The organism is Pseudoduganella namucuonensis, assembly GCF_900116645.1.
GTDB classification, from domain to species: Bacteria; Pseudomonadota; Gammaproteobacteria; order Burkholderiales; family Burkholderiaceae_D; genus Rugamonas; species Rugamonas namucuonensis.
Map to the genome: position 1 here is coordinate 1 of NZ_FPBO01000027.1, position 22852 is coordinate 22852.

Below are 22852 nucleotides of genomic sequence, written 5' to 3' on the forward strand. Positions count from 1 at the left end.
TTCGACAGCACATAGATCTCGCCGGTGAAGTGGTTGTGCGGCTTGATCGAGCCTGGCTTCGCCAGAACTTGACCACGTTGCACGTCTTCACGCTTGGTGCCGCGCAGCAGCAGACCGACGTTGTCGCCGGCTTGACCCTGGTCCAGCAGCTTGCGGAACATTTCCACGCCGGTGCAGGTGGTTTTCACCGTGTCGGTGATGCCGACGATTTCGATCTCTTCGCCGACTTTGACAACGCCGCGCTCGACACGACCGGTCACCACGGTGCCGCGGCCGGAGATCGAGAACACGTCTTCCACTGGCATCAGGAAGGCGCCGTCCACTGCGCGCTCTGGCGTAGGGATGTAGCTGTCCAGCGCGTTGGCCAGGGCCATGATGGCTTCTTCGCCCAGCGGACCGGTGTCGCCGTCCAGTGCTTTACGTGCCGAACCCTTGATGATCGGCAGGTCGTCGCCTGGGAACTCGTATTTCGACAGCAGCTCGCGCACTTCCATCTCAACCAGTTCCAGCAGCTCTTCGTCGTCCACCAGGTCGCACTTGTTCAGGAACACGACGATGTATGGAACGCCAACCTGACGGGCCAGCAGGATGTGCTCGCGGGTCTGTGGCATTGGGCCGTCGGCGGCGGAGCACACCAGGATCGCGCCGTCCATCTGCGCGGCACCGGTGATCATGTTTTTGATGTAGTCGGCGTGGCCTGGGCAGTCAACGTGGGCGTAGTGACGGTTGGCGGTTTCGTATTCAACGTGCGCGGTGTTGATGGTGATGCCGCGCGCTTTTTCTTCCGGTGCGGCGTCGATCTGGTCGTACGCTTTGGCTTCGCCGCCGAATTTCTTCGACAGAACGGTTGCGATCGCAGCGGTCAGGGTGGTTTTGCCGTGGTCGACGTGACCGATGGTGCCTACGTTGACGTGCGGTTTAGTCCGCTCGAACTTTTCTTTTGCCATTTTATTCTTCCTTAGAACAAGATTTAAAGTTGACCGGCCGGGGGATCGACCCGCGGCCGGCCAAGCATTTGATTTTACTTCGCTTTAGCGGTGACGATCGCGTCGGTCACGTGCTTAGGCGCTTCGGAGTAGTGCTTGAATTCCATCGTGTAGGTCGCACGGCCTTGCGTCGCGGAACGCAGGGTGGTCGAGTAACCGAACATTTCCGACAGAGGCACTTCAGCTTTGATGATCTTGCCACCGCCGCCTGGGATTTCGTCCATGCCCTGCACCATACCACGGCGGGACGACAGGTCGCCCATCACGGTACCGGCGTAGTCTTCCGGCGTTTCCACTTCCACCGCCATCATTGGCTCCAGGATGACTGGAGCCGCTTTGCGGCAGCCATCCTTGAAGGCCATCGAAGCGGCCATCTGGAACGCGTTTTCGTTCGAGTCCACATCGTGGTACGAACCGAAGAACAGCGTGACCTTGACGTCGACCACTGGGTAGCCGGCCAGCACGCCGGTGTTCAGCGTGCCGCGCACACCCTTTTCAACCGCAGGGATGTATTCGCGTGGAACGGTGCCGCCCTTGATGGCGTCAACGAACTCGAAGCCCTTGCCCGGCTCTTGCGGCTCGATCTTCAGAACCACGTGGCCGTATTGGCCGCGGCCGCCCGACTGCTTGACGAACTTGCCCTCGGACTCTTCGCAGGTCTTGCGGATGGTTTCGCGGTAGGCCACTTGCGGCTTGCCGACGGTCGCTTCCACGCCGAATTCGCGCTTCATGCGGTCGACGATAATTTCCAGGTGCAGCTCGCCCATACCACCGATGATGGTCTGGCCGGATTCCTCGTCGGTCTTGACGCGGAACGAAGGATCTTCCTGCGCCAGGCGGTTCAGCGCCAGGCCCATTTTTTCCTGGTCGGCCTTGGTCTTAGGCTCGACAGCCTGCTGAATCACAGGCTCGGGGAACACCATGCGCTCCAGGATGATGATCGACGATGGATCGCACAGGGTTTCACCGGTGGTCACGTCTTTCAGGCCCACGGCGGCGGCGATGTCGCCGGCGCGCACTTCCTTGATCTCTTCGCGCTGGTTGGCGTGCATCTGCAGAATACGGCCCAGGCGCTCTTTACGGCCTTTGACCGAGTTGTACACGGTGTCGCCCGAGTTCACGGTGCCGGAGTACACGCGGAAGAAGGCCAGCTGGCCGACGAACGGGTCGGTCATGATCTTGAAGGCCAGCGCCGAGAATTTCTCGTCGTCGGCGGCTTTGCGGGAGGTCGGCTCTTCGTCCTCGTCGGTGCCCTTGACGTCTTCGATGTCCAGCGGCGAAGGCAGGTACTCGATGACGGCGTCCAGCATGGCCTGCACGCCCTTGTTCTTGAAGGCGGTGCCGCACAGCATGGGAACGATCTCGGAAGCGATGGTGCGGTCGCGCAGCGCCTTCTTGATCTCGGCTTCGGTCAGGTCGCCTTCTTCCAGGTACTTGTTCATCAGGTCTTCGTTCGCCTCGGCGGCGGCTTCAACCATCTTCTCGCGCCACTCGGCGGCGGAATCGGCCAGCTCGGCCGGGATGTCGACGTAGTCGAACTTCATGCCTTGCGAAGCGTCGTCCCAGATCACGGCCTTCATCTTGACCAGGTCGATCACGCCCTTGAAGTTCTCTTCGGCGCCGATCGGGATCTGGATCAGGACAGGGTTCGCCTTCAGGCGGGCGCGCATCTGCTCGTAGACCTTGAAGAAGTTGGCGCCGGTGCGGTCCATCTTGTTCACGAAGGCCAGACGCGGCACCTTGTATTTGTTGGCCTGGCGCCATACGGTTTCCGACTGTGGCTGAACACCGCCCACTGCGCAGTAAACCATGCAAGCACCGTCCAGCACGCGCATCGAGCGCTCGACTTCAATGGTGAAGTCGACGTGGCCCGGGGTGTCGATGATGTTGATGTGGTGCTCTGGGAAGTTGTTCGCCATGCCCTTCCAGAAGCAGGTGGTCGCCGCGGAGGTGATGGTGATACCGCGCTCTTGTTCCTGCTCCATCCAGTCCATGGTGGCTGCGCCGTCGTGCACTTCACCAATCTTGTGGTTCACGCCGGTGTAGAACAGCACGCGCTCGGTGGTGGTCGTCTTACCGGCGTCGATGTGAGCGGAAATACCGATATTGCGGTAGCGCTCGATGGGGGTCTTGCGGGCCATAGTTGATCCTAAATCTTTGAATGAACAAAACCGGACGCCATTTTTTCACAAAAATGAGCCCGGCTTCGTACAATGAATAAATGGCCGGGAAGCTGTCCCGGCCGAATTTATTAGAAGCGGAAGTGCGAGAACGCCTTGTTCGCTTCAGCCATGCGGTGGACTTCGTCGCGACGCTTCATCGCGCCGCCACGGCCTTCAGCCGCTTCCATCAGCTCACCGCCGAGGCGTTGTGGCATGGATTTTTCGCTGCGCTTGTTGGCGGCTTCACGCAGCCAGCGCATGGACAGGGCCATGCGGCGCACTGGGCGGACTTCAACCGGCACTTGGTAGTTTGCACCACCGACGCGGCGGGATTTCACTTCAACCAGCGGCTTGGCGTTGTTGATCGCGGTGGCGAACACTTCCAGCGGATCCTTGCCCGATTTGGTGGCGATGTGCTCGAAGGCACCGTAGATGATGTTTTCAGCGACCGACTTCTTACCGGACAGCATCAGAACGTTCACGAACTTGGCGACATCGGTGTTGCCGAATTTTGGATCCGGCAGAATCTCGCGCTTGGGTACTTCACGACGACGTGGCATATCAATTCCTTTCAATCTTCAGTTGAGCTTGCGACGATATGTTTCGCAACCTCGCGGATCACCATCATAGTGGTCCACTTACTCGGCCAGTACGACCGATTACATTCACTTAGTTAGCTGCAACCAGGCGAAACTTGTCTTACTTCTTGCCAGCCTTGGCACGCTTCGCGCCGTACTTCGAGCGAGCTTGCTTACGGTCTTTAACGCCCTGGGTATCCAGTGCACCGCGAACCATGTGGTAACGCACACCCGGCAAGTCTTTCACACGGCCGCCGCGCAGCAGGACCACGCTGTGCTCTTGCAGATTGTGGCCTTCGCCGCCGATGTACGAAATCACTTCGAAACCGTTGGTCAGACGCACTTTGGCGACTTTACGCAGTGCCGAGTTAGGCTTCTTAGGAGTGGTGGTGTATACGCGGGTGCATACGCCACGCTTTTGCGGGCAGTTTTCCAGTGCCGGCGATTTGCTCTTCACGCGCAGGGAAACGCGTGGGTTGCGAATCAATTGATTGATGGTTGGCATCGTTCTTAATCCAACAAAATACTACGTTGACAACCCGCACAGCCAAAACGCTGTCCGGGGGCTAAAACCTAGACCCAAGCTACCGGCACCGAAGGCACGAACAGCCACTCACGCAGAGCGGCCCGTTTTGCGTATACGATGCGCAGGATAAAATGAGAACTCGCGAGTATAGACTGGTGCGCAACCGCGGTCAACCGCTTTTGCACATTTTTGCGGCAAGGGCGCAGGCCGCGGTTGCATGCCCCACGGGAACTGTTACTATTTCCGGCAACCCACCGCTGGAGCGCGCGCTTGAACCAGAACATCTTCGTCAGCCTGGCGTCCTACCTGGATCCCATGCTGTTTTTCACCCTGAACGACGCCATCGCCAAGGCGGCCCGGCCGGAGCTGCTGCGCTTCGCCGTGGTGGACCAGAACCACGCCAGCCAGCGCGAGGCGATCGCCGCGCTGCCCTTCGCCGGCCAGATCCGCTACCTGCACGTGCAGGTGCAGGACACGCTGGGCGTGTCGTGGGCGCGCAACCAGGCCTTCTCGCTGTACGACGGCGAGCAGTACCTGCTGCAGATCGATTCCCACATGTGCTTCGAGCCCGGCTGGGACGAGGTGCTGCGGCGCCAGCACAGCCAGTTGCTGGCGCGCTCGGCCAAGCCCATCCTGAGCACCTACCCCTACCGCTTCGACATGGTGGACGGCAAGCCCGAATACGTGCGGCCCGAGGGCAAGACGGTGCTGGTGCTGCGCCCGCACCCGGACACGCCGCTCACCCCCAGCGAGGTGGTACTGCGCTTCATCGCCAAGCACCTGTTCACCGACCAGCCGGTGCCGGGCTGCCACATCGCGGCCGGCTTCGTGTTCTGCTGCGGCAACTTCATCGAGGAAGTGCCCTACGATCCCTATCTGTACTTCCACGGCGAGGAGCAAAGCCTGGCGGTGCGCGCCTACACGCGCGGCTGGGACATCTTCCACCCGCTGCACGTGCCGATCTACCACCTGTACAAGGCCGCCAACACGCCGCACGAGACCCACCACTGGCATGGCGAGGTGAACAACCAGCGCGCCTTCACCGGCAGCTACCTGACGGCGCGCGCCGCCAGCCGCCTGAACCGCCTGCTGTGCGGCGACGGCCTGCCCGGCGCCTACGGCCTGGGCTCGGTGCGCACGCTGGAGCAGTTCGCCGCCTTCAGCGGCATCAATTACCGGCTGCGCCAGGTGGGCGACCCGTTCAACGGCCAGCTGTGCTGACCGGGCGGGCCGCACAAAGCGCTCGCCGGGTGGGCCAAAGGGCCCGATAATGGGCGCCTTCGCCCCCACCCTTCGTCCCATGCGCGTGCAACCCGGCCCCCTCTTCCTGCTCCTCAGCTACATCGCCCTGTCGGCCGTGCCCTTCGTGCCGCTCGCCATGGGCAAGCCGGTGGACCAGCCGTGGCAGATGCTGGGCATGGAGATCGTGGCCTGGACCGCCGTGTGGGCCGCCTTCAAGCGGCCCGCCTACTTCCACTGGCTGCTGCTGCCGGCCTTCCTGGCGCTGCCCACCGAGGTCTACCTGATCATCTATTACGGCCAGGGCATCTCCACCCATCACCTGGGCATCATCGCCGAGACCAGCCCCAAGGAGGCGATGGAGTTCCTGGGACGCACCGTGTGGCTGATGGGCGCGGTGCTGCTGACGGCCATCGCCTGGTTCGTCGCCGGCTGGCGCATGGCCTTCAAGACGCGCGCGCTGGACTGGAACGACGCCTCGCGCTGGGTGGCGCTGGCCATCGTCGGCGTGCTGGGCGGCGTGGCCGCCTACGGCTGGGAATTCGGCGTGGCCGGCAAGCCGGCGCCGCCCAAGGCCGCCCCGGCCAAGGCGCCGGCGAAGGCGGCGGACAAGGCATCGGCCAGTGGAGCGCCCGCCGCCGGCGCTTCCGCGCCCACCGCGTCGGCCGCCGCCTCGGGCTTCGGCGACGTCGTCCCCGGCGAGGACGAGGAGGAGGTGCAGGACGCGGTGGAGGCCGACGAGGCCCCGGAGACCGGCTCGGTGCCGGCCGCAGGCCGCACCGGCTGGAAGCTGCGCCCGCTGGCGCACTGGGCGCGGGTGCCGGTGGAGTTCGACGCCTTCACCGGCACCTGGCCGTTCGGCCTGATGGCGCGCGGCGTGGACTTCTACAAGGAGCGCCAGCACCTGGCGGAGCTGGGCAGCCGCAGCGGCGCCTTCACCTTCAAGGCGCGCCAGGCCGAGCCGAACGAGGAGCCGGAGGTGGTGGTGCTGGTGATCGGCGAGTCCTCGCGCTACGACCGCTGGAGCCTGAACGGCTACCAGCGCGAGACCAATCCGCTGCTGTCCAGGGAGGGCAACCTGGTGGCGCTGCGCGACGTGATCACCGCCGTTTCCGCCACCCGGCTGTCGGTGCCCGTCATCATCTCGCGCAAGCCGGCGACGCAGAGCCTGCGGGACGGCTTCGCCGAGAAGTCCTTCATCACCGCCTACAAGGAGGCCGGCTTCAAGACCTACTGGCTGTCGAACCAGATCTCGTTCGGCCAGTTCGACACGCCGGTGTCGGTGTTCGCCAAGGAGGCGGACGTGATCCAGTTCCTGAACCTGGGCGGCTTCACCAACAACTCGAACTTCGACCAGATCCTGCTGGCGCCGCTGAGGCAGACGCTGGCCGCGCCCGCGCCGAAAAAGCTGATCGTGCTGCACACGCTGGGCAGCCACTGGAACTACAGCCAGCGCCACCCGGCCGAATTCGACAAGTGGAAACCGTCGCTGTACGGCGTGAACAAGCCGGCCTACACGGACCTGCGGATCAAGGAACAGCTGAACAACAGCTACGACAACTCCGTGCTGTACACGGACTGGTTCCTGTCGCAGGTGATCGCCGCGCTGAAGTCGGCGCCGCTGCGCAGCTCCCTGGTGTACGTGTCCGACCACGGCCAGACCCTGTACGACGGCGCCTGCCGCCTGGCCTTCCACGGCCACAACACGCAGTACGAGTTCCACGTGCCGGCCTTCGTCTGGTACTCGGACCAGTACAAGGACCGCTACCCGGACAAGGTGCGCCAGCTGGAGCGGCACAGAAAGTCGCGCCTGGCCACGGAGAACATGTTCCACACGCTGCTGGACCTGGGCGACATCCGCTATCCGGGCGAGCGCCTGGAGTGGAGCTTCGTGAACAAGCAGTTCAAGCACCACAAGCGCTACGTCGACAGCTATGGCTGGACCAACTACGACAACGCCATCGTCAAGGGCGCGTGCCGCGAGGTGATCGACAGGAACAAGCCGCTCAAACAGGACTAGCGGCCACACGGGAGACGACATGATGGCTGACACGGAAACCACGGCGCGGCTGCAATCGATCGACATGCTGCGCGGGCTGGTGATCGTGCTGATGGCGCTGGACCATGTGCGCGACTTCTTCGGCCCCGCGCCCTTCCAGCCGGAGGACCTGGCCGCCACCACGCCCGCGTGGTTCTGGACGCGCTGGATCACCCACCTGTGCGCCACCGTGTTCGTGTTCCTGGCCGGGACCTCGGCCTGGCTGCGCGGCGCGAAAGGCGGCGCCGGCGCGGACCGATCCGCCCGCAGGCGCGAGCTGTCGCGCCATCTCGCCACGCGCGGCGCCATGCTGGTGGCGCTGGAATGGACCTGGATCAGCTTCAGCTGGCAATTCGGCTACGAGGTGATGATCGCGCAGGTGATCTGGGCGTTGGGGATGGGCATGATCGCGCTGGCCGGCCTGGTGTGGCTGCCGCGCCCTGCCATCGCCGCCTTCGCCGCCGCGCTGATCCTGGGCCACAACGCGCTCGATGGCTGGCGGCCGGGCGGCCTGCTGTGGCAGGCCCTGCACCAGGGCGGCTTTTATCCGCTCGCTGGCGGCTTCGGCATCGTGTTCATGTACCCGCTGGTGCCCTGGGTGGGCCTGATGGCGGCCGGCTACGCGTCCGGCCCCGTGTTCGCGCTGCCCGCGGCGCGGCGCCAGCGCCTGCTGCTGGCCGCGGCGGGCGCGCTGCTGCTGGCGTTCGCGCTGCTGCGCGCCTGGAACGTGTATGGCGATCCCCAGCCCTGGTCGCCGCAGGGGCGCGGCTGGATGTTCGACCTGATGTCGTTCGCGCGCGTGCACAAATACCCGCCGTCGCTACAGTACCTGTGCGTGACCGGCGCCATCGGCCTCGCCCTGCTGGCGCTGTTCGAGCGCGTGCGCGCGATGGCTCGCCTGCTGCCTTTCGTGCTGGCGTTCGGCCGTTCTCCGCTGTTCTTCTACACCATCCACATCGCGCTGATCCACCTGCTGGCGGGGGTGCTGTTCGAGGTCCGCTTCGGCGCCGCGCCCGAATTCGTCGACGGCTCGCTGCGGCTGCCGGATGGCTACACGCCTTCGCTGCCGGTGGTGTACGCCGCGTGGGTGGCCATCCTGTTCATCATGTACGGGCTCACCCGGCTCTGGCAGCGGCGGCGGCGGCCACTCCGCCCCGCCGCGCCAGCCATCTGAAGACGGTGGTGCCGTCCTCGTCGGTGGCGATGCCCAGGCGGGTGAAGCCCAGCTTGCGCACCAGGCAGGTCGACGCCACGTTGGACGGCTCCACCTGCGCCAGCACTTCGCTGGCCTCGCCGCTGTCGAACGCCAGTTCCAGCAAGGCGCCGACGGCGGCGCCGCCTATGCCCTGCCGCATGCAGGCGGGCGCCACCGCGTAGCCGATCTCGACCCGGTCGCCATACGGTTCGTCCTTGAAGCCGCAGCCGCCGACGATGTAGCCGTCCGATTCGCGGACGATGTAGAAGGTGCTGCACCAGAACGCCGGCTTGCCCTCGGCCAGCTGCCGCAGGGCCCGCTCGGCCACGAACGGGGGCGGCAGCGCGCCGTCGATGAAGCGTTCGGAGGCCGGCGCTTCCGACGCCGCGATCGCGCGCAAGTCGTCCACCGGAACCACGCGCAGGGCCACAGCCGTTTCGGATCTCGTGCTCCCGGTGGTCGACATACGGGCCTCCCATATTCAATCGGACATGTGCATCCGCACCCTTTCAGAGTAGCATAATTATTGCATTACGGAAATAACTCTTAAATGAGTTTTAACGCGCTCTTATACCTCGCTCAATACATGGCCGCATTCCGACGGGTGGGCGAGGTAGTCGCTGAGCCAGTTGTGCACGCTCAGCGCCTTGGACTCGATGGCGGGGCCGAAGCCGCGCTCGGCCAGCAGGGCGATGCCGTTGGTGCGCGCCAGCACGCCGGGGCGCACGCGCAATCGGCCGCCCTCCTCGCCCACGCACAGCGGGGCCAGCGCGTGCTCCAGCAGCGGCGCCAGCACCAGGTTGTGGGACGAGACGAGCACCGTCCCGGAGCGCGCCAGCGTGTCCAGCACGGCCGCCGCGGCGGACACCGATTCCAGGTGGTTGGTGCCCCGGAATATCTCGTCGATGATGAACAGCGCCGGTCCCTTCGCGGCCAGCGCCAGCAGCTCCCGCGCGCGCCGCAGCTCGGCGATGTACAGGCTTTCGCCGCCGGCCAGCGAATCCTCGCTCTGCATGCTGGAATACACGGGCAGCGGCGGCACGCTGGCCGCGTCCGCGTAGCAGAAGCCGAAGGCGCGCGCGGTCACCAGGTTCAGGCCAATGGTGCGCAACAGCGTGCTTTTTCCGACGCCGTTCTGGCCTGAGATGAAGGCGCCCCGCCCTCGCAGCTCCAGCGTCAGCGGCGTGGCCTCGTCCAGCAGCGGATGCACCACGCCGTCCAGCGCGATCGCGCCATCGCCGCCGGATTCGGCAGACTCGCCGCAATCGCCGGACTCGCCCAGCCCGGCCCAGCAGAAGCGCGGCGCTTGCCCCAGGTGGCGGGCCAGCGCGATATCGGCCTCCAGGTTGGCGACCAGCAGGTAGCTGCCGCGCAGGAAGCCGCGCAGGGCCAGGAAGGCGTCACGGCTGGCGTAGTAGTGGCGGATGTTCGACAGCCATATCCAGTCGTTGTACTCCTTCACGCCCGGCATGGCGCGCGCCAGCGGCGAGCGGCCCAGCTTGCGGCTGGCCTTGCCCGCCAGCGACGCGTCCGGCCGCAGCGCGGCGACGCAGGCGTCCACGGCGGCGTCGGCGGGCAGCGCGCCCACCAGGCTGTGGACGCGCAACTGCTGCTGCAAGGCCGTCACCAGGCGTTCCCAATCCTGGGCGCGCTGGTAGTAGGCGGTCTGCATGGCCATCAGCGCCAGCCACAGCGCCACCGCCACGATCCATCCCGGCGCCCAGAAAAAGGCGCCCGCCAGCGACGCCAGGAAGACCAGCGGCAGCAGGGCCAGGCAGCGGCTCCAGCGCGGCGAGGGTGGCGGCCCCTCGCCGAACAGCAGGCCGGCCACGTCGGCGTCGGCCGCGCGCAGGCCGCCGCAGGCCTGGTGCAGCCGCTCGCGGGTCGCGCCGTCGTCCACCAGCAGGCGCACGCGCGCGATGGACTCGGCCGAGGCGGCGGCGCCGCGCAGGCGGCCGTGCAGCATCTGCCTGCCGAAAATGCTCGTGTCCCGGCCCAGGCGCTCCGCGTACCGCTCCAGCAGCAGGTCGCGCCAGGTGTGGTCGTCCAGGCTGTCCGGGCCGGACACGGCGGCGTGGTACATGGCCACGTCGCTGGGCGCGAACGGGTAATCGATAACCGGGGCCTCATAGCCCATCAACATCTTCAGCATGGCGGATCGCAAAGTGGACACCGTCGTCAGATGTGTCCGGTTGTCAACTTTTCAAGCATAAAAAAAACCGCCGCCCGGGATTGCGGCGGCGGAAACTGACTGCGGGACTAGTGCAGTCGGGAGATAAGGGACGGCCGCCGAGGCGGCCTCGAAATCAGAACTTCATGCGCAGGCCCAGCGAGTAGGTGCGGCCCGGCGAGTATTGCGAGAACGTGGCGTTGGAGAACTGGAAGTAGGTGCGGCGCGACGCCCGGTTCAGGTTGACGACGTCGAACGACAGCGTCGGCCAGCCATCCTTGTCGAACACCTGGTCCAGTTCCACGCTGGACGAGAAGTCGAGCTGCTTGTAGTCGCTGACGAACAGCGCGGCGTCCGGAATGCCGTTCTGGTTGCCGCCGGAGACCTGGCTGCCTTTCGAGAAGGTGTGCGACAGGCGCGCCATGTAACCGTGGTTGTCGTAGTAGACGCCAAAGTTGTTGGTGCGCTTCGGTACGCCCAGCGCGATGAAGCCGGCCGAGCCCTCGCCGCTGGCGCGCTGGTTGATCAGGGTGACGGTCTCGCTGAAGCCGAAGCCGCGCAGCGGCAGCAGCTTGTCCAGCGGCTGCACCCAGCCCAGTTCCAGGCCGCGGATGCGCAAGGTGCCGGCCGCGTTGCGGGGACGGGTCAGCACCACGGTGGCGGCGTCCGGGCCGCCGCGCGAGTTGATGGCGCTCTGCTGGTTGGGCGCCAGCGAACCGTAGGTGACGCCGTAGGCCGCCAGCGCGCTGAACGGCATGGTGATGTTCTCGTTGACGGTGAAGCCGTCCACCTTCTTCTGGAACGCGGTCAGGCTGACGTAGCCTTCGCGGCCGGTGTACCAGTCCAGGCCCAGGTCGATATTGTCCGACAGGTAGGGCGTGAGGCCGGCGTTGCCGACGCTGCCGATGTCGGCCGACGGCGACGAGAAGTTGATGCCGGGGCGCAGCGCGTTCGGATCGACGCGGGTCATGCTGCGCGACGCGGCGGCGCGGGCCACCAGGTCGCTGCGCAGCGTGAGGGCGGCCGTGGCGGAGGGCAGCGTGTTGCTGTACTCCGTCTCCTGGTACACCCACTGGCTCAGGTTGGGATACTTGCTGCCATTGAGCGGCAGCGCGGCGTTGCGCGGATCGGTCTGCGAGTTGAACGAACCCACCGACTGGCGGGTGCGCACGTGGCGCACGCCGGCGTTGTAGCGCAGCTCGTAGCCCAGCGGCTTGGCCTCGCCGCCGATCTCGGTGTAGACGCCGGTGGCCTTCTCTCCGATGTAGCCGGCGCTGGCGCCGGTGGACGAGGAGCCGGCGTCCGGAGCGGTGCTGTTGTAGTGGTCGTAGTTCGCGTCCTTGCGGAAGCGCGCCCAGTCGATGATGGGCTTGCCGTACGGGCCGGGCACGATGTAGCCGCCCAGCGCGGCCAGCGGTATCAACGAGCCGCCGTAGGTCAGCGCGTCGTTGCGGCCGGCGGTGTAGCCGGTGCCGAAGCCAGGATACAGCGCGGCGGCGCTGGCGCCCGGCGTGTTGGCGCCGTCGCAGGCCGGCGCGCCGTTCGGGCCCGGCAGGAACACGCTGGGGTTGTTGCCGCACACGGCGGCCTGCCACGCGGCCGAATTCTCCTGCGCGCGGATGCGGCGGTTGATGTCGTCGAAGGCCACGCCGCCCTTGACGCTGAAGGCCTTGTCGCCCCAGGTCAGGTCGGCGCGCGCGCCCTTGGTCTTGGTTTCGCGCAGTTCGTTCTGGATGTTGACGCGGCCGCCGCCCCACACGTAGCTGGCCGGGTTGTTCAGGTCCAGGCTGGAGCTGATGTTCGGCACGCCGCCGTTGTTGTTGTCGTAGGTGACGGTGTTGCCGCCGTTGACCGCGGTGATCGGCATCACCGTGGGCGCCTCGTGGCTGAAGCGGCTGCGGTTGTAGTTGGCCTGCGCCTCCAGTTTCAGGGTCGGGCTCAGCTTCCATTCCATGCCGGGGTTGAAGCCCAGCAGGTCCACCTTGTCGTGCCGCGGCCCGTATTCGATGAAGTTCAGGCTGTTGGCGAAGGTGCCGCCGGTGGCCACGCAGCCCTTGCTGCAGTCGGAGCGGTCCACCGTCATGTTCAGCGGGATGGCGGCGTTGTTGCGGACCGCCCAGTTGTAGGCGACGCGCTGGGCCTCGTCGTCCTTCTTGCTGTACATGGTGTCCAGGTAGAAGTGCAGGTTCCCGGTGGGGCGGTACTCGGTGCTGAAGATGGCAGAGATCTTGTCCTTGGTGCCGAAGTAGTCCATGGTGCGCCCCAGGCGCGGCACGATGGCGTTGTCGATCTGCTGGATGGTCAGGCCGGGATTGTGCGCCAGCAGGAAGGCCTGGTCGATGGGCGTGCCGGCCACCAGGCCGTTGCCGGCGTTGGCCGGCACCACGGACGGGATGGTCCAGTTGCCGCCGCCGGTGTTGTTGCGGGTGGCCGAGGTGTTCTGCGACGCCGACAGGTTGGCGTTGGTCCAGCCGACCGACTCGAAGCCGGTGGTGCGCGTTTCCTGGCGCGAGAAGGAGATCCCGCCCAGCACGCCGAAGGTGCCGCCCCAGGTCTGGCTGCCCAGCAGCGAGCCGCGCATGCCGGCCTTGTCGGCGATCTGGGTCTTGGTGCCGGTCAGGCTGCCGGCCACGTAGCGGCCTTCCTTGTCGAAGGGCCGCGCGCTGCGCAGGTTGACGACGCCGGCGGCGCCGCCCTCGAGCATCCCCGCCGTCGGGCTCTTGCTGACGGTGAGCTTGGTGAACAGGTCGGTCGGCAGCAGGTCCAGGTCGATCTCGCGGTTGCTGTTCTGGCCGTCGATCGGGCCGGACGAGGCCACCGCGATCTGCGCGTTGTTCAGCAGGACCTTGGTGAAGCTCGAGCCCAGGCCGCGGATCTGGATGTTCATGCCCTCGCCCGTCACGTCGCGCGCCACCTGCACGCCGGGGATGCGGCTGAGCGACTCGGCGATGTTCTTGTCGGGGAATTTGCCGAAATCCTCGGCGTTGATGGAGTCCTGGAAGCCGACCGCCTCCTTCTTGTCGCGGGCGGAGGACAACAGCGAGTTGCGATAGCCGCTGACCTGGACGGTCTGCATGGGCTGGGCGGCCTCCTGGGCGGCGCCGGGGCTGGCCGGGGCCGCGTCCTGCGCGTAGGCCTGCGAAATGAGGCCGGCCATGACCGTGAGGCCCAATGCCACCTGGCGGCGCGCCCGCACGGCGGACCTTCCGTGTTGCTTCATCATCTTTAAGTCTCCTGTGGTGTTCTATTTTTGATGCTTGCAGCTCAGTGTAGAAGCGCGCAATGACGTTGTCAACAATTTCTAACATTAAATGTTATACGCAACCATTCACCTCTCTCAGAACAGGAAACCGAAGCTCCGGTAGCCGGCGGGATCGGCTTCGTTGCGCTTCGACATGGAATGTTATACGCAATCATTGCCCCGGACGGTGCTTGTCCGGGCGGACGGCGGCGGACAGGCGGACACGGACGGACAGCGGACATGGCCTATCGGATTCCATTGAAAACAAGGACTTAGGCATTGGCACGAATCATGCGTTAGTGACCACAACCGCATACCCTTATTCGACCGCCATGATTCGCGACACCTCACACCAAGACACCGTCATCGCCCCGCCCCCGCGCCAGCACCTGAAGCGCAAGGCGATAGGCGCCGCCATCGCGCTGGCCGTGGCGGCCGGCGGCGCCCTGCTGTTCCAGACCTGGAGCGGCAGCAGCCACTCGGTGAACGCGGCGCGCCTGCGCATCGCGGAGGTCAGCCGCGGCACGCTGGTGCGCGACGCCGCCGTCAACGGCCGCATCGTGGCCGCCGTCAGCCCCACCCTGTATTCGACCTCGCCCTCCACCGTCACCCTGAAGACCCACGCCGGCGACACGGTGAAGAAAGGCGACATCCTGGCCGTGCTGGAATCGCCCGACCTGGCCGATGAGCTCAAGCGCGAGCAGGCCACCTACACGGAACTGGCGGCCGAGGTGGCGCGCCAGCAGATCCTGGCGCGCAAGCAGAAGATGCTGGCCAGGCGCGACGCCGACACCGCCGAGATCGACCGCCTGTCCGCCCAGCGCACGCTGGAACGCTACGACAGCGTGTCCAACGAGGGCGTGGTGGCCAAGATCGACTACCAGAAGGCCAGGGACGCGCTGCAGGCGGCCGAGATCCGCGCCCGCCACGCGGCGCAGGCGGCCGAACTGGAGGGCGACAACGTGCTGCTGGAGCTGAAGACCAAGTCCGCCCAGCTGGAACGCCAGAAGCTCAACCTGGCCAACGCCCAGCGCAAGGTGGACGAGCTGACCGTGCGCGCGCCGGTGGACGGCTTCATCGGCACGCTGTCGGTGCCGAACCGCAGCGTGGTGCAGGCCAACGCGCCGCTGATGACGCTGGTGGACCTGTCCGCGCTGGAGGTCGAGGTCGAGGTGCCCGAAACCTATGTGGCCGACATGGGCCTGGGCATGAGCGCCGAGATCCAGGTCGGCGCCACCAAGGCCATGGGCAAGCTGTCGGCGCTGTCGCCGGAAGTGGTGAAAAACCAGGTGCTGGCGCGCGTGCGCTTCAGCGGCGCGCAGCCGGAGGGCCTGCGCCAGAACCAGCGCGTGTCGGCCCGCCTGCTGATCGACGAGAAACCGAACGCCCTGATGCTGCCGCGCGGCTCCTTCGTCGAGTCCGAGGGCGGTCGCTACGCCTACGTGCTGCGCGACGGCGTGGCCGTGCGCACGCCGATCAAGCTGGGCGCCACCAGCGTCAACGCGGTGGAAATCCTGGGCGGCTTGAAACAGGGCGACAAGGTCGTCATCGCCGGCACCGAGACCTTCGAGAACGCGGAACGCGTCTCGATCAAGCAATAAGATCAACCGAACAATCCCACCCACGAGGCCACCATGCTGCGCATGCAAAACCTGAGCAAAGTCTACCGCACCCACATGATCGAAACCCACGCGCTGCGCGGCTTCGAGATCAACGTCCAGCAGGGCGAGTTCGTCACCGTGACCGGCCCCTCGGGCTCCGGCAAGACCAGCTTCCTGAACATCGCCGGCCTGCTGGAGGAGTTCACCGACGGCGAATACATCCTGGACGGCACCAACGTGAGGGGCCTGGACGACAACGCCCGCTCGCGCCTGCGCAACGAAAAGCTGGGCTTCATCTTCCAGGGCTTCAACCTGATCCCCGACCTGTCGCTGTTCGACAATGTGGACGTGCCGCTGCGCTACCGCGGCTTCAACGCGGCCGAGCGCAAGGAGCGCATCGAGGACGCGCTGGCCAAGGTGGGCCTGGCCTCGCGGATGAAGCACTATCCGGCGGAGCTGTCCGGCGGCCAGCAGCAGCGCGTGGCGATCGCGCGCGCGCTGGCCGGCACGCCCAAGCTGCTGCTGGCCGACGAGCCGACCGGCAACCTGGACACCCAGATGGCGCGCGGCGTGATGGAGCTGCTGGAGGAGATCAACGCGCAGGGCACCACCATCCTGATGGTGACGCACGACCCCGAGCTGGCGGTGCGCTCGCAGCGCAATGTGCACATCATCGACGGCCAGGTGTCGGACCTGGTGCGCAAGGCGCCCACCCTGGTGGCCGCGAAAGGGGTGTAGGCGCATGTTCTCCTACTACTTCATGCTCGGCGTGCGCAGCCTGCGCCGCAACCCCGCGCTGACCGCGCTGATGGTGGTGACGCTGGCGGTGGGCGTGGCGGCCAGCATCGCCACGCTGACCATCCTGCACGTGATGTCCGGCGACCCCATCCCCCACAAGAGCGAGCGCCTGATCGTGCCGCTGGTGGACAACGGCCCGCTGCAGGGCTACACGCCGGGCGACAAGCCGAACGACCGCCAGCTGTCCTATATCGACGCGGCCAACCTGCTGGCCGGCAAACAGGGCGACCGCCGCACCGCCATGTACGGCGTGGCCGGCCCGGTGGAGCCGGCGCGCAAGGACTTGAACGTGTTCACGGCCAGCGGCATGGCGCCCACGCGCGACTTCTTCGCCATGTTCGACGTGCCCTTCCTGCACGGCCAGGCCTGGAGCGGGCAGCACGACGCCGCCGGCGCCGACGTGGTGGTGCTGAGCCGCAAGCTGTCCGAGAAGCTGTACGGCGGCGCCAACCCGGTCGGCCAGCGCGTCGCCCTGATGGGCCACGAGTACCAGATCACCGGCGTGATCGACAGCTGGAACCCGATCCCGCGCTACCACCGCATCATCGGCGGCAGCGGCGCCTTCGGCACCGAGGACGAGTTCTACATCCCCTTCTCCTCCGCCATCCGCCACCAGTACAGCCACAACGGCAGCATGAACTGCACCGCCGACCGCGATCCCGGCTTCGACGCGCTGCTCAAGTCCGAATGCACGTGGATCCAGTTCTGGTACGAGCTGCATTCGGCCGGCGACCGGCCCGCCCTGCACAACTACCTGAACGCCTACGCCGCCGAGCAGCACAAGCTGGGACGCATGAAGCGCAAGGCCGACACCCAGCTGTACAACGTGATGGAATGGCTGGAGTTCCTCAAGGTGGTCGGCAACGACAACAAGCTGTCGGCCTGGCTGGCGTTCGGCTTCCTGGTGCTGTGCCTGGTGAACACCATCGGCCTGCTGCTGGCGAAGTTCTCGGTGCGGGCGCCGGAGGTGGGCATCCGCCGCGCGCTGGGCGCCTCGCGCAAGGAGATCTTCGCGCAGTTCCTGATCGAGACGGCGGTGGTCGGCCTGGCCGGCGGCGTGCTCGGGCTGCTGCTCGCCTTCGGCGCGCTGGCGCTGATCGCGATGCAGTCCAAGCAGCTGACGGTGGTGGCGCACATGGACTGGTTCATGCTGGCGATGACCTTCCTGATGGCCGTGACGGCCGCGATCCTGGCCGGCCTGCTGCCGACCTGGCGGGCCTGCCAGGTGACGCCGGCCCTGCAACTGAAATCACAATAATCCGAACGGAGCACAGACATGGAATTCCGTCCCATCCTCTCCTCGCTGATGCGCAACAAGACCGGCCCGGTGCTGGTGGCCGTGCAGGTCGCGCTCAGCCTGGCCATCCTGGCCAACGCGCTGCACATCGTAAACATCCGCCAGGCCGTGGCCGCGCGGCCCAGCGGCGTGCAGGCCGAGCGGGACATCTTCCACCTGCAGGTGCGCGAACTGAGGGAGCAGGGCCACGAGCAGCAACTGGCCACGCAAAAGGCGCAGACGGCGACGCTGCGGGCGGTGCCGGGCGTGGTCTCGGTGGCCAAGACCAGCCAGGTGCCGCTGTCGCGCTCCGGCAGCTACAACAGCGTGTCGGCGGACCTCAAGCAGGACAAGGAGAGCGGCATCGCCGCGTTCTACGTGTCGCCGGACTCGCTGGTCAAGACCTGGGGCCTGAAGCTGGTCGAGGGCCGCGACTTCAACGACGCCGACGTGATGGAGATCGACCAGAACACCAGCAAGGAATTCCCGGCCGTGATCCAGATCACCAGGGCCATGGGCGAGAAGGTGTGGCCCGGGGCCACCAGCTTCCTCGGCAAGACGCTGTACATGGGCGTGGGGCCGGACGCCAAGCCGGTGCGCGTGATCGGCGTGATCGACACGCTGCAATCGCCCGGCGCGCAGGTCAACGTGGACGGCGGCACCAGCGTCGTCACGGCGGTGCGGCTGACGGGCGACTCGAACGCCACCTACACCGTGCGCGCCGAGCCGGGCCAGCGCGACCGCGTGATGAAGGAGGCCGAGGAGGCGCTGCGCCGCGCCGGCAACAACCAGGTGGTGGTGAAGGCGAAGACCATGGACGAGGACCGCCAGGAGCGCTACCGCGCGGACACCGGGCTGTCGTGGATGCTGATCACGGTCAGCGCGCTGCTGCTGCTGATCACGGCCAGCGGCATCGTCGGCATGGCCAGCCTGTGGGTGACGCAGCGGCGCAAGCAGATCGGCGTGCGGCGCGCGCTGGGTGCGCGGCGGATGGACATCCTGCGCTACTTCATCACCGAGAACGTCATGATCACGACGATCGGCGTGGTGGCCGGCGTGCTGCTGGCGCTGGGCCTGAACCAGCTGCTGGTGAGCGCGCTGGAAATGGCGCGGCTGCCGGCCGGCTACATGCTGGCCGGCGCCGGCGTGTTCTGGACGCTGGGCGTGTGCGCCGTCTACGGCCCCGCCTGGCGCGCCGCCTCCACCTCCCCCGCCCTCGCCACCCGCAGCGCCTGAAGTTGCTCCACCTACATCGGTGTCAGGCGCGACATTCGGACACGAGCTCTTCGCTCGCTCCCAAAATGTCCGAATGTCGCGCCTGACACCGATGTGGTGGCGGTAACTTTTCGGGGGGTTTTGCGGTATGCTGGCGGGATGCCTACCGTATTGATAATCGACGACAACGCCGCCATCGCCGTCGCGCTCGAAGTGCTGTTTTCGCTGCACGACATCGACGCGCTGCGCGCCGCCTCGCCCGAGGAGGGCCTGGCCCTGCTGGAGAAACGCTGCGGCGCGATCGACCTGGTGATCCAGGACATGAACTTCACCGCCGACACCACCTCCGGCGAGGAGGGCGTGGCGCTGTTCCGCGCCATCCGCAAGCGCCACCCGGACCTGCCCGTCATCCTGCTCACCGCCTGGACCCACCTGGACGCCGCCGTGGACCTGGTCAAGGCCGGCGCGGCGGACTACCTGGCCAAGCCCTGGGACGACCAGCGCCTGCTGGCCACCGTGACCAATCTGATCGAACTGGGCCAGGCCAACCGCGCGCTGGCGCAGCGCATGCGCAGCGACCTGCGCATGCGCCGCGACCTGGAACGCCACGACCTGCGCGGCATGGTCTGGCAGGACCCCGCCACCGAGCGCGTGATCCACCTGGCCTGCCAGGTGGCGAAGTCCGACGTGCCGGTGCTGATCAGCGGCCCGAACGGCGCCGGCAAGGAGCGCGTCGCCGAGATCATCCAGGCCAATTCGGCCGTGCGCGAGGGCCCGTTCGTGGTGCTCAATTGCGGCGCGCTGCCGGCCGAGTTGATCGAGGCGGAGCTGTTCGGCGCCGACGCCGGCGCCTACACCGGCGCCTCCAGGGCGCGCGAGGGCAAGTTCGAGGCGGCCGACGGCGGCACGCTGTTCCTCGACGAGATCGGCAACCTGCCGCTGGCCGGCCAAATGAAGCTGCTGCGGGTGCTGGAGACGGGCCGCTTCGAGCGCCTCGGCTCGAACCGCGAGCGCCAGGTGCGGGTGCGCGTGGTGAGCGCGACCAACGCGGACCTGCAGGCGATGATACGGGCCGGCACCTTCCGCGAGGACCTGTTCTACCGCCTGAACGTGATCGAGCTGACCCTGCCGCCGCTGGCCGGCCGCCCGCTCGACATCCTGCCGCTGGCGACCCATTTCCTCGACGGCCGCAAGACGCTGGACGCGGGCGCGCAAGCCGCGCTGCAGGCGCACGCGTGGCCGGGCAATGTGCGCGAGTTGAAGAACGTGATGGCGCGCGCCTGCCTGCTGGCCGGCGGGGACGTGATCAAAGCGTCCGACCTGGGCCTGCCGGCCGCCGCCGCGCCGCTGGCGGCGCCGGACGCGGAGCCGGACCGCGAGGCGATCGCGCAGGCGCTGCGGCGCGCGCACGGCGTGGTGGCGCAGGCCGCCGCCGAACTGGGATTGTCGCGCCAGGCGCTGTACCGCCGCATGGAGCGGCTGGGCATCGCGCGGTGATGGCCGCCGCCGCGCCGCCGGGACGGCGCCATGCCCGCTGACCGCGCCGCCAAAGGCATCCGCCTGTCCCTGCTGACCCGCTGGTCCGCCCTGGTCGGCACCCTGCTCACGCTCGGCATCCTGATCGCGCTGGCCCTCACCCGCCTGCTGCCGGACCAGCCGGTGCTGGTGGTCGGCATCTGCCTGCTGGCCGTGATCCCGCTGGCGATGATCACGATACGCGCGCAACTGGAGCACATCCTGTCGCTGTTCCGCGCGCTCACCGGCACCGTAACCAGCTACAAGGACGGCGACTTTTCCTTCAGCCTGCACTGGCCGCAGAACGACGAGTTGAGCGACCTGGTGGCGGCCCACAACGAACTGGGACGCGTGCTGCGCGAACAGCGCCTCGGCCTGGTCCAGCGCGAGCTGCTGCTGGACACCATGGTGCAGAACACGCCGGTGGCGATGCTGCTGGTCAGCGAGGGCGGCCCCATCGTGTACGCCAACGTGGCCGCGCGCCAGTTGCTGCACCAGGGCCGCCGCCTGGAGGGCCACCGCATCGACGCCATCCTGGAGCAGGCCACGCCCGCGCTGCGCGAGGCGATGGCGCGCGGCGGCGACGGCCTGTTCACGGCCGGCGCCGACGCCGATGGCGCGGACGAGGAGGACGTGTACCACCTGGCCCGCCGCAGCTTCAACCTGAACGGCCGCCGGCACGAGCTGCTGCTGCTGCGCCAACTGACGCAGGAACTGCGCCGCCAGGAGGTGCAGACCTGGAAGAAGGTGATACGCGTGATCAGCCATGAGCTGAACAACTCGCTGGCGCCATTGACCTCGCTGGCGCACTCCGGCGCGGAGCTGGTGCGGCGCGGCCAGACCGAGCGCCTGCCGCAGATCCTGGCCACCATCGAGGAGCGCAGCCGCCACCTGGAAACCTTCATCCTCGGCTACGCGCGCTTCGCCAAGCTGCCCACGCCACGGCTGGAGGAGCACGACTGGGCCGCCTTCACCGGCCAGTTGGCGCACCAGGCGCAATTCACGCTGGCCGGCGAATTGCCGCTGGAGCGCGTGTTCTTCGACGGCGCGCAGATGGAGCAAGCCTTGCTGAACCTGCTGAAGAACGCCCACGAATCGGGCTCCCCGCCCGAGGGCGTGAGCCTGGAGGTGCGCCGCGTGCAGGGCGTGGTGCGGATCGACGTGCAGGACCGGGGCCCGGGCATGAGCGAGACGGTGTTGACCAACGCGCTGGTGCCCTTCTACTCCACCAAGCGCAGCGGCACCGGCCTGGGGCTGGCGCTGGCGCGCGAGATCGCCGAGGCGCACGGCGGCCGCATCACGCTGGCCAACCGCGACGGCGGCGGGCTGACGGTGACGATGGTGTTGCCGCTGCCGGCGGCGCAAGGAACTTAGGTTCCCGCCTGCGCGGGAACGACAGGCCCCGGGACTGTTTGGTAAACTGCGCCCCATGAACAAACCCGCCTCCCTCCGCTTCGACCAGCCCGGCCATCCCCCGGCCACCATCACCGAATACCAGGGCGTGCGCTCGCTGCACCTGGGCACCTCCTGGGTGCAGGGGGCGATGCGGCTGTCCAAGCCGGACGCGATCGAACTCGAATACGTGCAGATGATGATGATGTGGATGCTGTTCCAGGACAATCCGCGCCACATCGTGCAGCTGGGCCTGGGCAGCTCGGCGCTCACCAAGTTCTGCTACCACCGCTTCCCCCTGGCGAAGGTCACCGCCGTGGAGCTGAACCCGAACGTGATCGCCATCTGCGAGTCGCAATTCGGCCTGCCGCCCAACGACGGGCGCCTGAACGTGGTGGAGATGAACGCGCTGGACTTCGTCATGGACCCGGCCAACCACGGCACGGTGGACATCCTGCAGGTGGACCTGTACGACGAGGAGGCGCGCGGCCCGGTGCTGGACACGCCGGAGTTCTACCAGGCCTGCTTCGACTGCCTGGGCGAAAACGGCGTCATGACCACGAATGTGTTCGGCGAGTACATGAACTACGGTAAAAACCTGGAGGCGATGGAGCTGGTGTTCGACGCGGTGGTGTGGTTGCCCGAGGTGCACGACGCGAACATCATCGTGGTGGCGTTCAAGCGGGCGCCGTCGATCGATTTCAGCGTGCTGTACGAGCGCGCCGGCGTGATCAAGAACCGCATGAACCTGCGGGCCAAGACCTGGGTGGACGGCTTGAAATCGTGGATGCTGGACCAGCAGTAGCCGGACGCACAATTAATCAGATTAATATATATCTCACTGGAAATCACGATTTATTAAATATAGTTCGTCATTTCCGGTTATTCCGTGGTTTTTGTGTCAATAGGCCTTTGTGCAC

At 66.6% G+C, this 22852-nt stretch carries 17 protein-coding genes; 10 read left to right on the forward strand and 7 right to left on the reverse strand.

The features are described from left to right. From tuf to rpsL, 4 genes are all read right to left on the reverse strand, one after another. The coding region (gene tuf, locus BM436_RS24065; RefSeq protein WP_093558081.1) for an elongation factor Tu at positions 1-947 on the reverse strand (947 nt) is incomplete at its 3' end. 74 nt (positions 948-1021) lie between these two features. Continuing rightward, positions 1022-3127, reverse strand: coding sequence for an elongation factor G (gene fusA, locus BM436_RS24070; RefSeq protein WP_093558082.1), 2106 nt, complete (start codon positions 3125-3127; stop codon positions 1022-1024). Positions 3128-3237: 110 nt separating this feature from the next. Beyond that, the gene (rpsG, locus tag BM436_RS24075; RefSeq protein ID WP_093558083.1) at positions 3238-3708 is read right to left on the reverse strand and encodes a 30S ribosomal protein S7; all 471 of its coding nucleotides are present in this window, start codon (positions 3706-3708) and stop codon (positions 3238-3240) included. A gap of 139 nt (positions 3709-3847) precedes the next feature. Next, positions 3848-4231 carry a 30S ribosomal protein S12 gene (rpsL, locus tag BM436_RS24080; protein WP_093558084.1) on the reverse strand — a complete coding sequence of 128 codons (384 nt, stop codon included), beginning with the start codon at positions 4229-4231 and terminating at the stop codon, positions 3848-3850. Positions 4232-4522: 291 nt separating this feature from the next. On the opposite strand from rpsL, the gene BM436_RS24085 reads away from it, so the two are divergent. From BM436_RS24085 to BM436_RS24095, 3 genes are read left to right on the forward strand one after another with little or no spacing between them, the layout of a single operon-like run. Continuing rightward, the gene (locus BM436_RS24085; RefSeq protein ID WP_093558085.1) at positions 4523-5473 is read left to right on the forward strand and encodes a GlcNAc-transferase family protein; all 951 of its coding nucleotides are present in this window, start codon (positions 4523-4525) and stop codon (positions 5471-5473) included. Between the two features lie 49 nt (positions 5474-5522). Then, positions 5523-7511, forward strand: a complete 1989-nt coding sequence (locus BM436_RS24090) for a phosphoethanolamine transferase (protein WP_229490654.1) — start codon at positions 5523-5525, stop codon at positions 7509-7511. Positions 7512-7530: 19 nt separating this feature from the next. Continuing rightward, entirely contained in the window at positions 7531-8703 is a 1173-nt protein-coding gene (locus BM436_RS24095) for an acetyltransferase domain-containing protein (protein WP_093558086.1), read from the forward strand. On the opposite strand, the gene BM436_RS24100 is transcribed toward BM436_RS24095, so the two are convergent. The 3 genes from BM436_RS24100 to BM436_RS24110 form a co-directional block, all read right to left on the reverse strand. Continuing rightward, positions 8645-9190 (reverse strand): GNAT family N-acetyltransferase, encoded by a 546-nt coding sequence (locus BM436_RS24100; protein ID WP_093558087.1) that lies wholly within the window; start codon positions 9188-9190, stop codon positions 8645-8647. The genes BM436_RS24095 and BM436_RS24100 overlap by 59 nt on opposite strands. 102 nt (positions 9191-9292) lie before the next feature. After that, positions 9293-10876 carry a MutS-related protein gene (locus BM436_RS24105; RefSeq protein WP_229490656.1) on the reverse strand — a complete coding sequence of 528 codons (1584 nt, stop codon included), beginning with the start codon at positions 10874-10876 and terminating at the stop codon, positions 9293-9295. 154 nt (positions 10877-11030) lie between these two features. Beyond that, positions 11031-14117: a TonB-dependent receptor gene (locus BM436_RS24110; protein ID WP_093558088.1), complete on the reverse strand. Its 3087-nt coding sequence runs from the start codon at positions 14115-14117 to the stop codon at positions 11031-11033. A 350-nt stretch (positions 14118-14467) separates the two neighbouring features. On the opposite strand from BM436_RS24110, the gene BM436_RS24115 reads away from it, so the two are divergent. The 7 genes from BM436_RS24115 to BM436_RS24145 all read left to right on the forward strand — a co-directional run bounded on the left by BM436_RS24115 (position 14468) and on the right by BM436_RS24145 (position 22737). Next, positions 14468-15736: an efflux RND transporter periplasmic adaptor subunit gene (locus tag BM436_RS24115; RefSeq protein ID WP_093558089.1), complete on the forward strand. Its 1269-nt coding sequence runs from the start codon at positions 14468-14470 to the stop codon at positions 15734-15736. Between the two features lie 33 nt (positions 15737-15769). After that, the gene (locus BM436_RS24120) at positions 15770-16474 is read left to right on the forward strand and encodes an ABC transporter ATP-binding protein (protein WP_093558090.1); all 705 of its coding nucleotides are present in this window, start codon (positions 15770-15772) and stop codon (positions 16472-16474) included. Positions 16475-16478: 4 nt separating this feature from the next. Next, positions 16479-17792, forward strand: a complete 1314-nt coding sequence (locus tag BM436_RS24125; RefSeq protein ID WP_093558091.1) for an ABC transporter permease — start codon at positions 16479-16481, stop codon at positions 17790-17792. 18 nt (positions 17793-17810) lie between these two features. Then, positions 17811-19046: an ABC transporter permease gene (locus BM436_RS24130; RefSeq protein WP_093558092.1), complete on the forward strand. Its 1236-nt coding sequence runs from the start codon at positions 17811-17813 to the stop codon at positions 19044-19046. A gap of 138 nt (positions 19047-19184) precedes the next feature. Then, positions 19185-20522 (forward strand): sigma-54-dependent transcriptional regulator, encoded by a 1338-nt coding sequence (locus BM436_RS24135; RefSeq protein ID WP_093558093.1) that lies wholly within the window; start codon positions 19185-19187, stop codon positions 20520-20522. 30 nt (positions 20523-20552) lie between these two features. Then, positions 20553-21914 carry a sensor histidine kinase gene (locus tag BM436_RS24140; protein WP_093558094.1) on the forward strand — a complete coding sequence of 454 codons (1362 nt, stop codon included), beginning with the start codon at positions 20553-20555 and terminating at the stop codon, positions 21912-21914. 55 nt (positions 21915-21969) lie between these two features. Then, positions 21970-22737 carry a spermine/spermidine synthase domain-containing protein gene (locus tag BM436_RS24145; RefSeq protein WP_093558095.1) on the forward strand — a complete coding sequence of 256 codons (768 nt, stop codon included), beginning with the start codon at positions 21970-21972 and terminating at the stop codon, positions 22735-22737. The last annotated feature ends 115 nt before the right edge of the window (positions 22738-22852 follow it).

What these genes read in the sequence shown, in the direction of transcription:
- fusA (WP_093558082.1), bottom strand. Translation starts at nt 3,127, where the DNA reads ATGGCCCGCAAGACCCCCATCGAGCGCTACCGCAATATCGGTATTTCC.
- rpsG (WP_093558083.1), bottom strand. Translation starts at nt 3,708, where the DNA reads ATGCCACGTCGTCGTGAAGTACCCAAGCGCGAGATTCTGCCGGATCCA.
- rpsL (WP_093558084.1), bottom strand. Translation starts at nt 4,231, where the DNA reads ATGCCAACCATCAATCAATTGATTCGCAACCCACGCGTTTCCCTGCGC.
- BM436_RS24090 (WP_229490654.1), top strand. Translation starts at nt 5,523, where the DNA reads ATGGGCGCCTTCGCCCCCACCCTTCGTCCCATGCGCGTGCAACCCGGC.
- BM436_RS24095 (WP_093558086.1), top strand. Translation starts at nt 7,531, where the DNA reads ATGATGGCTGACACGGAAACCACGGCGCGGCTGCAATCGATCGACATG.
- BM436_RS24100 (WP_093558087.1), bottom strand. Translation starts at nt 9,190, where the DNA reads ATGTCGACCACCGGGAGCACGAGATCCGAAACGGCTGTGGCCCTGCGC.
- BM436_RS24105 (WP_229490656.1), bottom strand. Translation starts at nt 10,876, where the DNA reads ATGCTGAAGATGTTGATGGGCTATGAGGCCCCGGTTATCGATTACCCG.
- BM436_RS24110 (WP_093558088.1), bottom strand. Translation starts at nt 14,117, where the DNA reads ATGATGAAGCAACACGGAAGGTCCGCCGTGCGGGCGCGCCGCCAGGTG.
- BM436_RS24115 (WP_093558089.1), top strand. Translation starts at nt 14,468, where the DNA reads ATGATTCGCGACACCTCACACCAAGACACCGTCATCGCCCCGCCCCCG.
- BM436_RS24120 (WP_093558090.1), top strand. Translation starts at nt 15,770, where the DNA reads ATGCTGCGCATGCAAAACCTGAGCAAAGTCTACCGCACCCACATGATC.
- BM436_RS24125 (WP_093558091.1), top strand. Translation starts at nt 16,479, where the DNA reads ATGTTCTCCTACTACTTCATGCTCGGCGTGCGCAGCCTGCGCCGCAAC.
- BM436_RS24130 (WP_093558092.1), top strand. Translation starts at nt 17,811, where the DNA reads ATGGAATTCCGTCCCATCCTCTCCTCGCTGATGCGCAACAAGACCGGC.
- BM436_RS24135 (WP_093558093.1), top strand. Translation starts at nt 19,185, where the DNA reads ATGCCTACCGTATTGATAATCGACGACAACGCCGCCATCGCCGTCGCG.
- BM436_RS24140 (WP_093558094.1), top strand. Translation starts at nt 20,553, where the DNA reads ATGCCCGCTGACCGCGCCGCCAAAGGCATCCGCCTGTCCCTGCTGACC.
- BM436_RS24145 (WP_093558095.1), top strand. Translation starts at nt 21,970, where the DNA reads ATGAACAAACCCGCCTCCCTCCGCTTCGACCAGCCCGGCCATCCCCCG.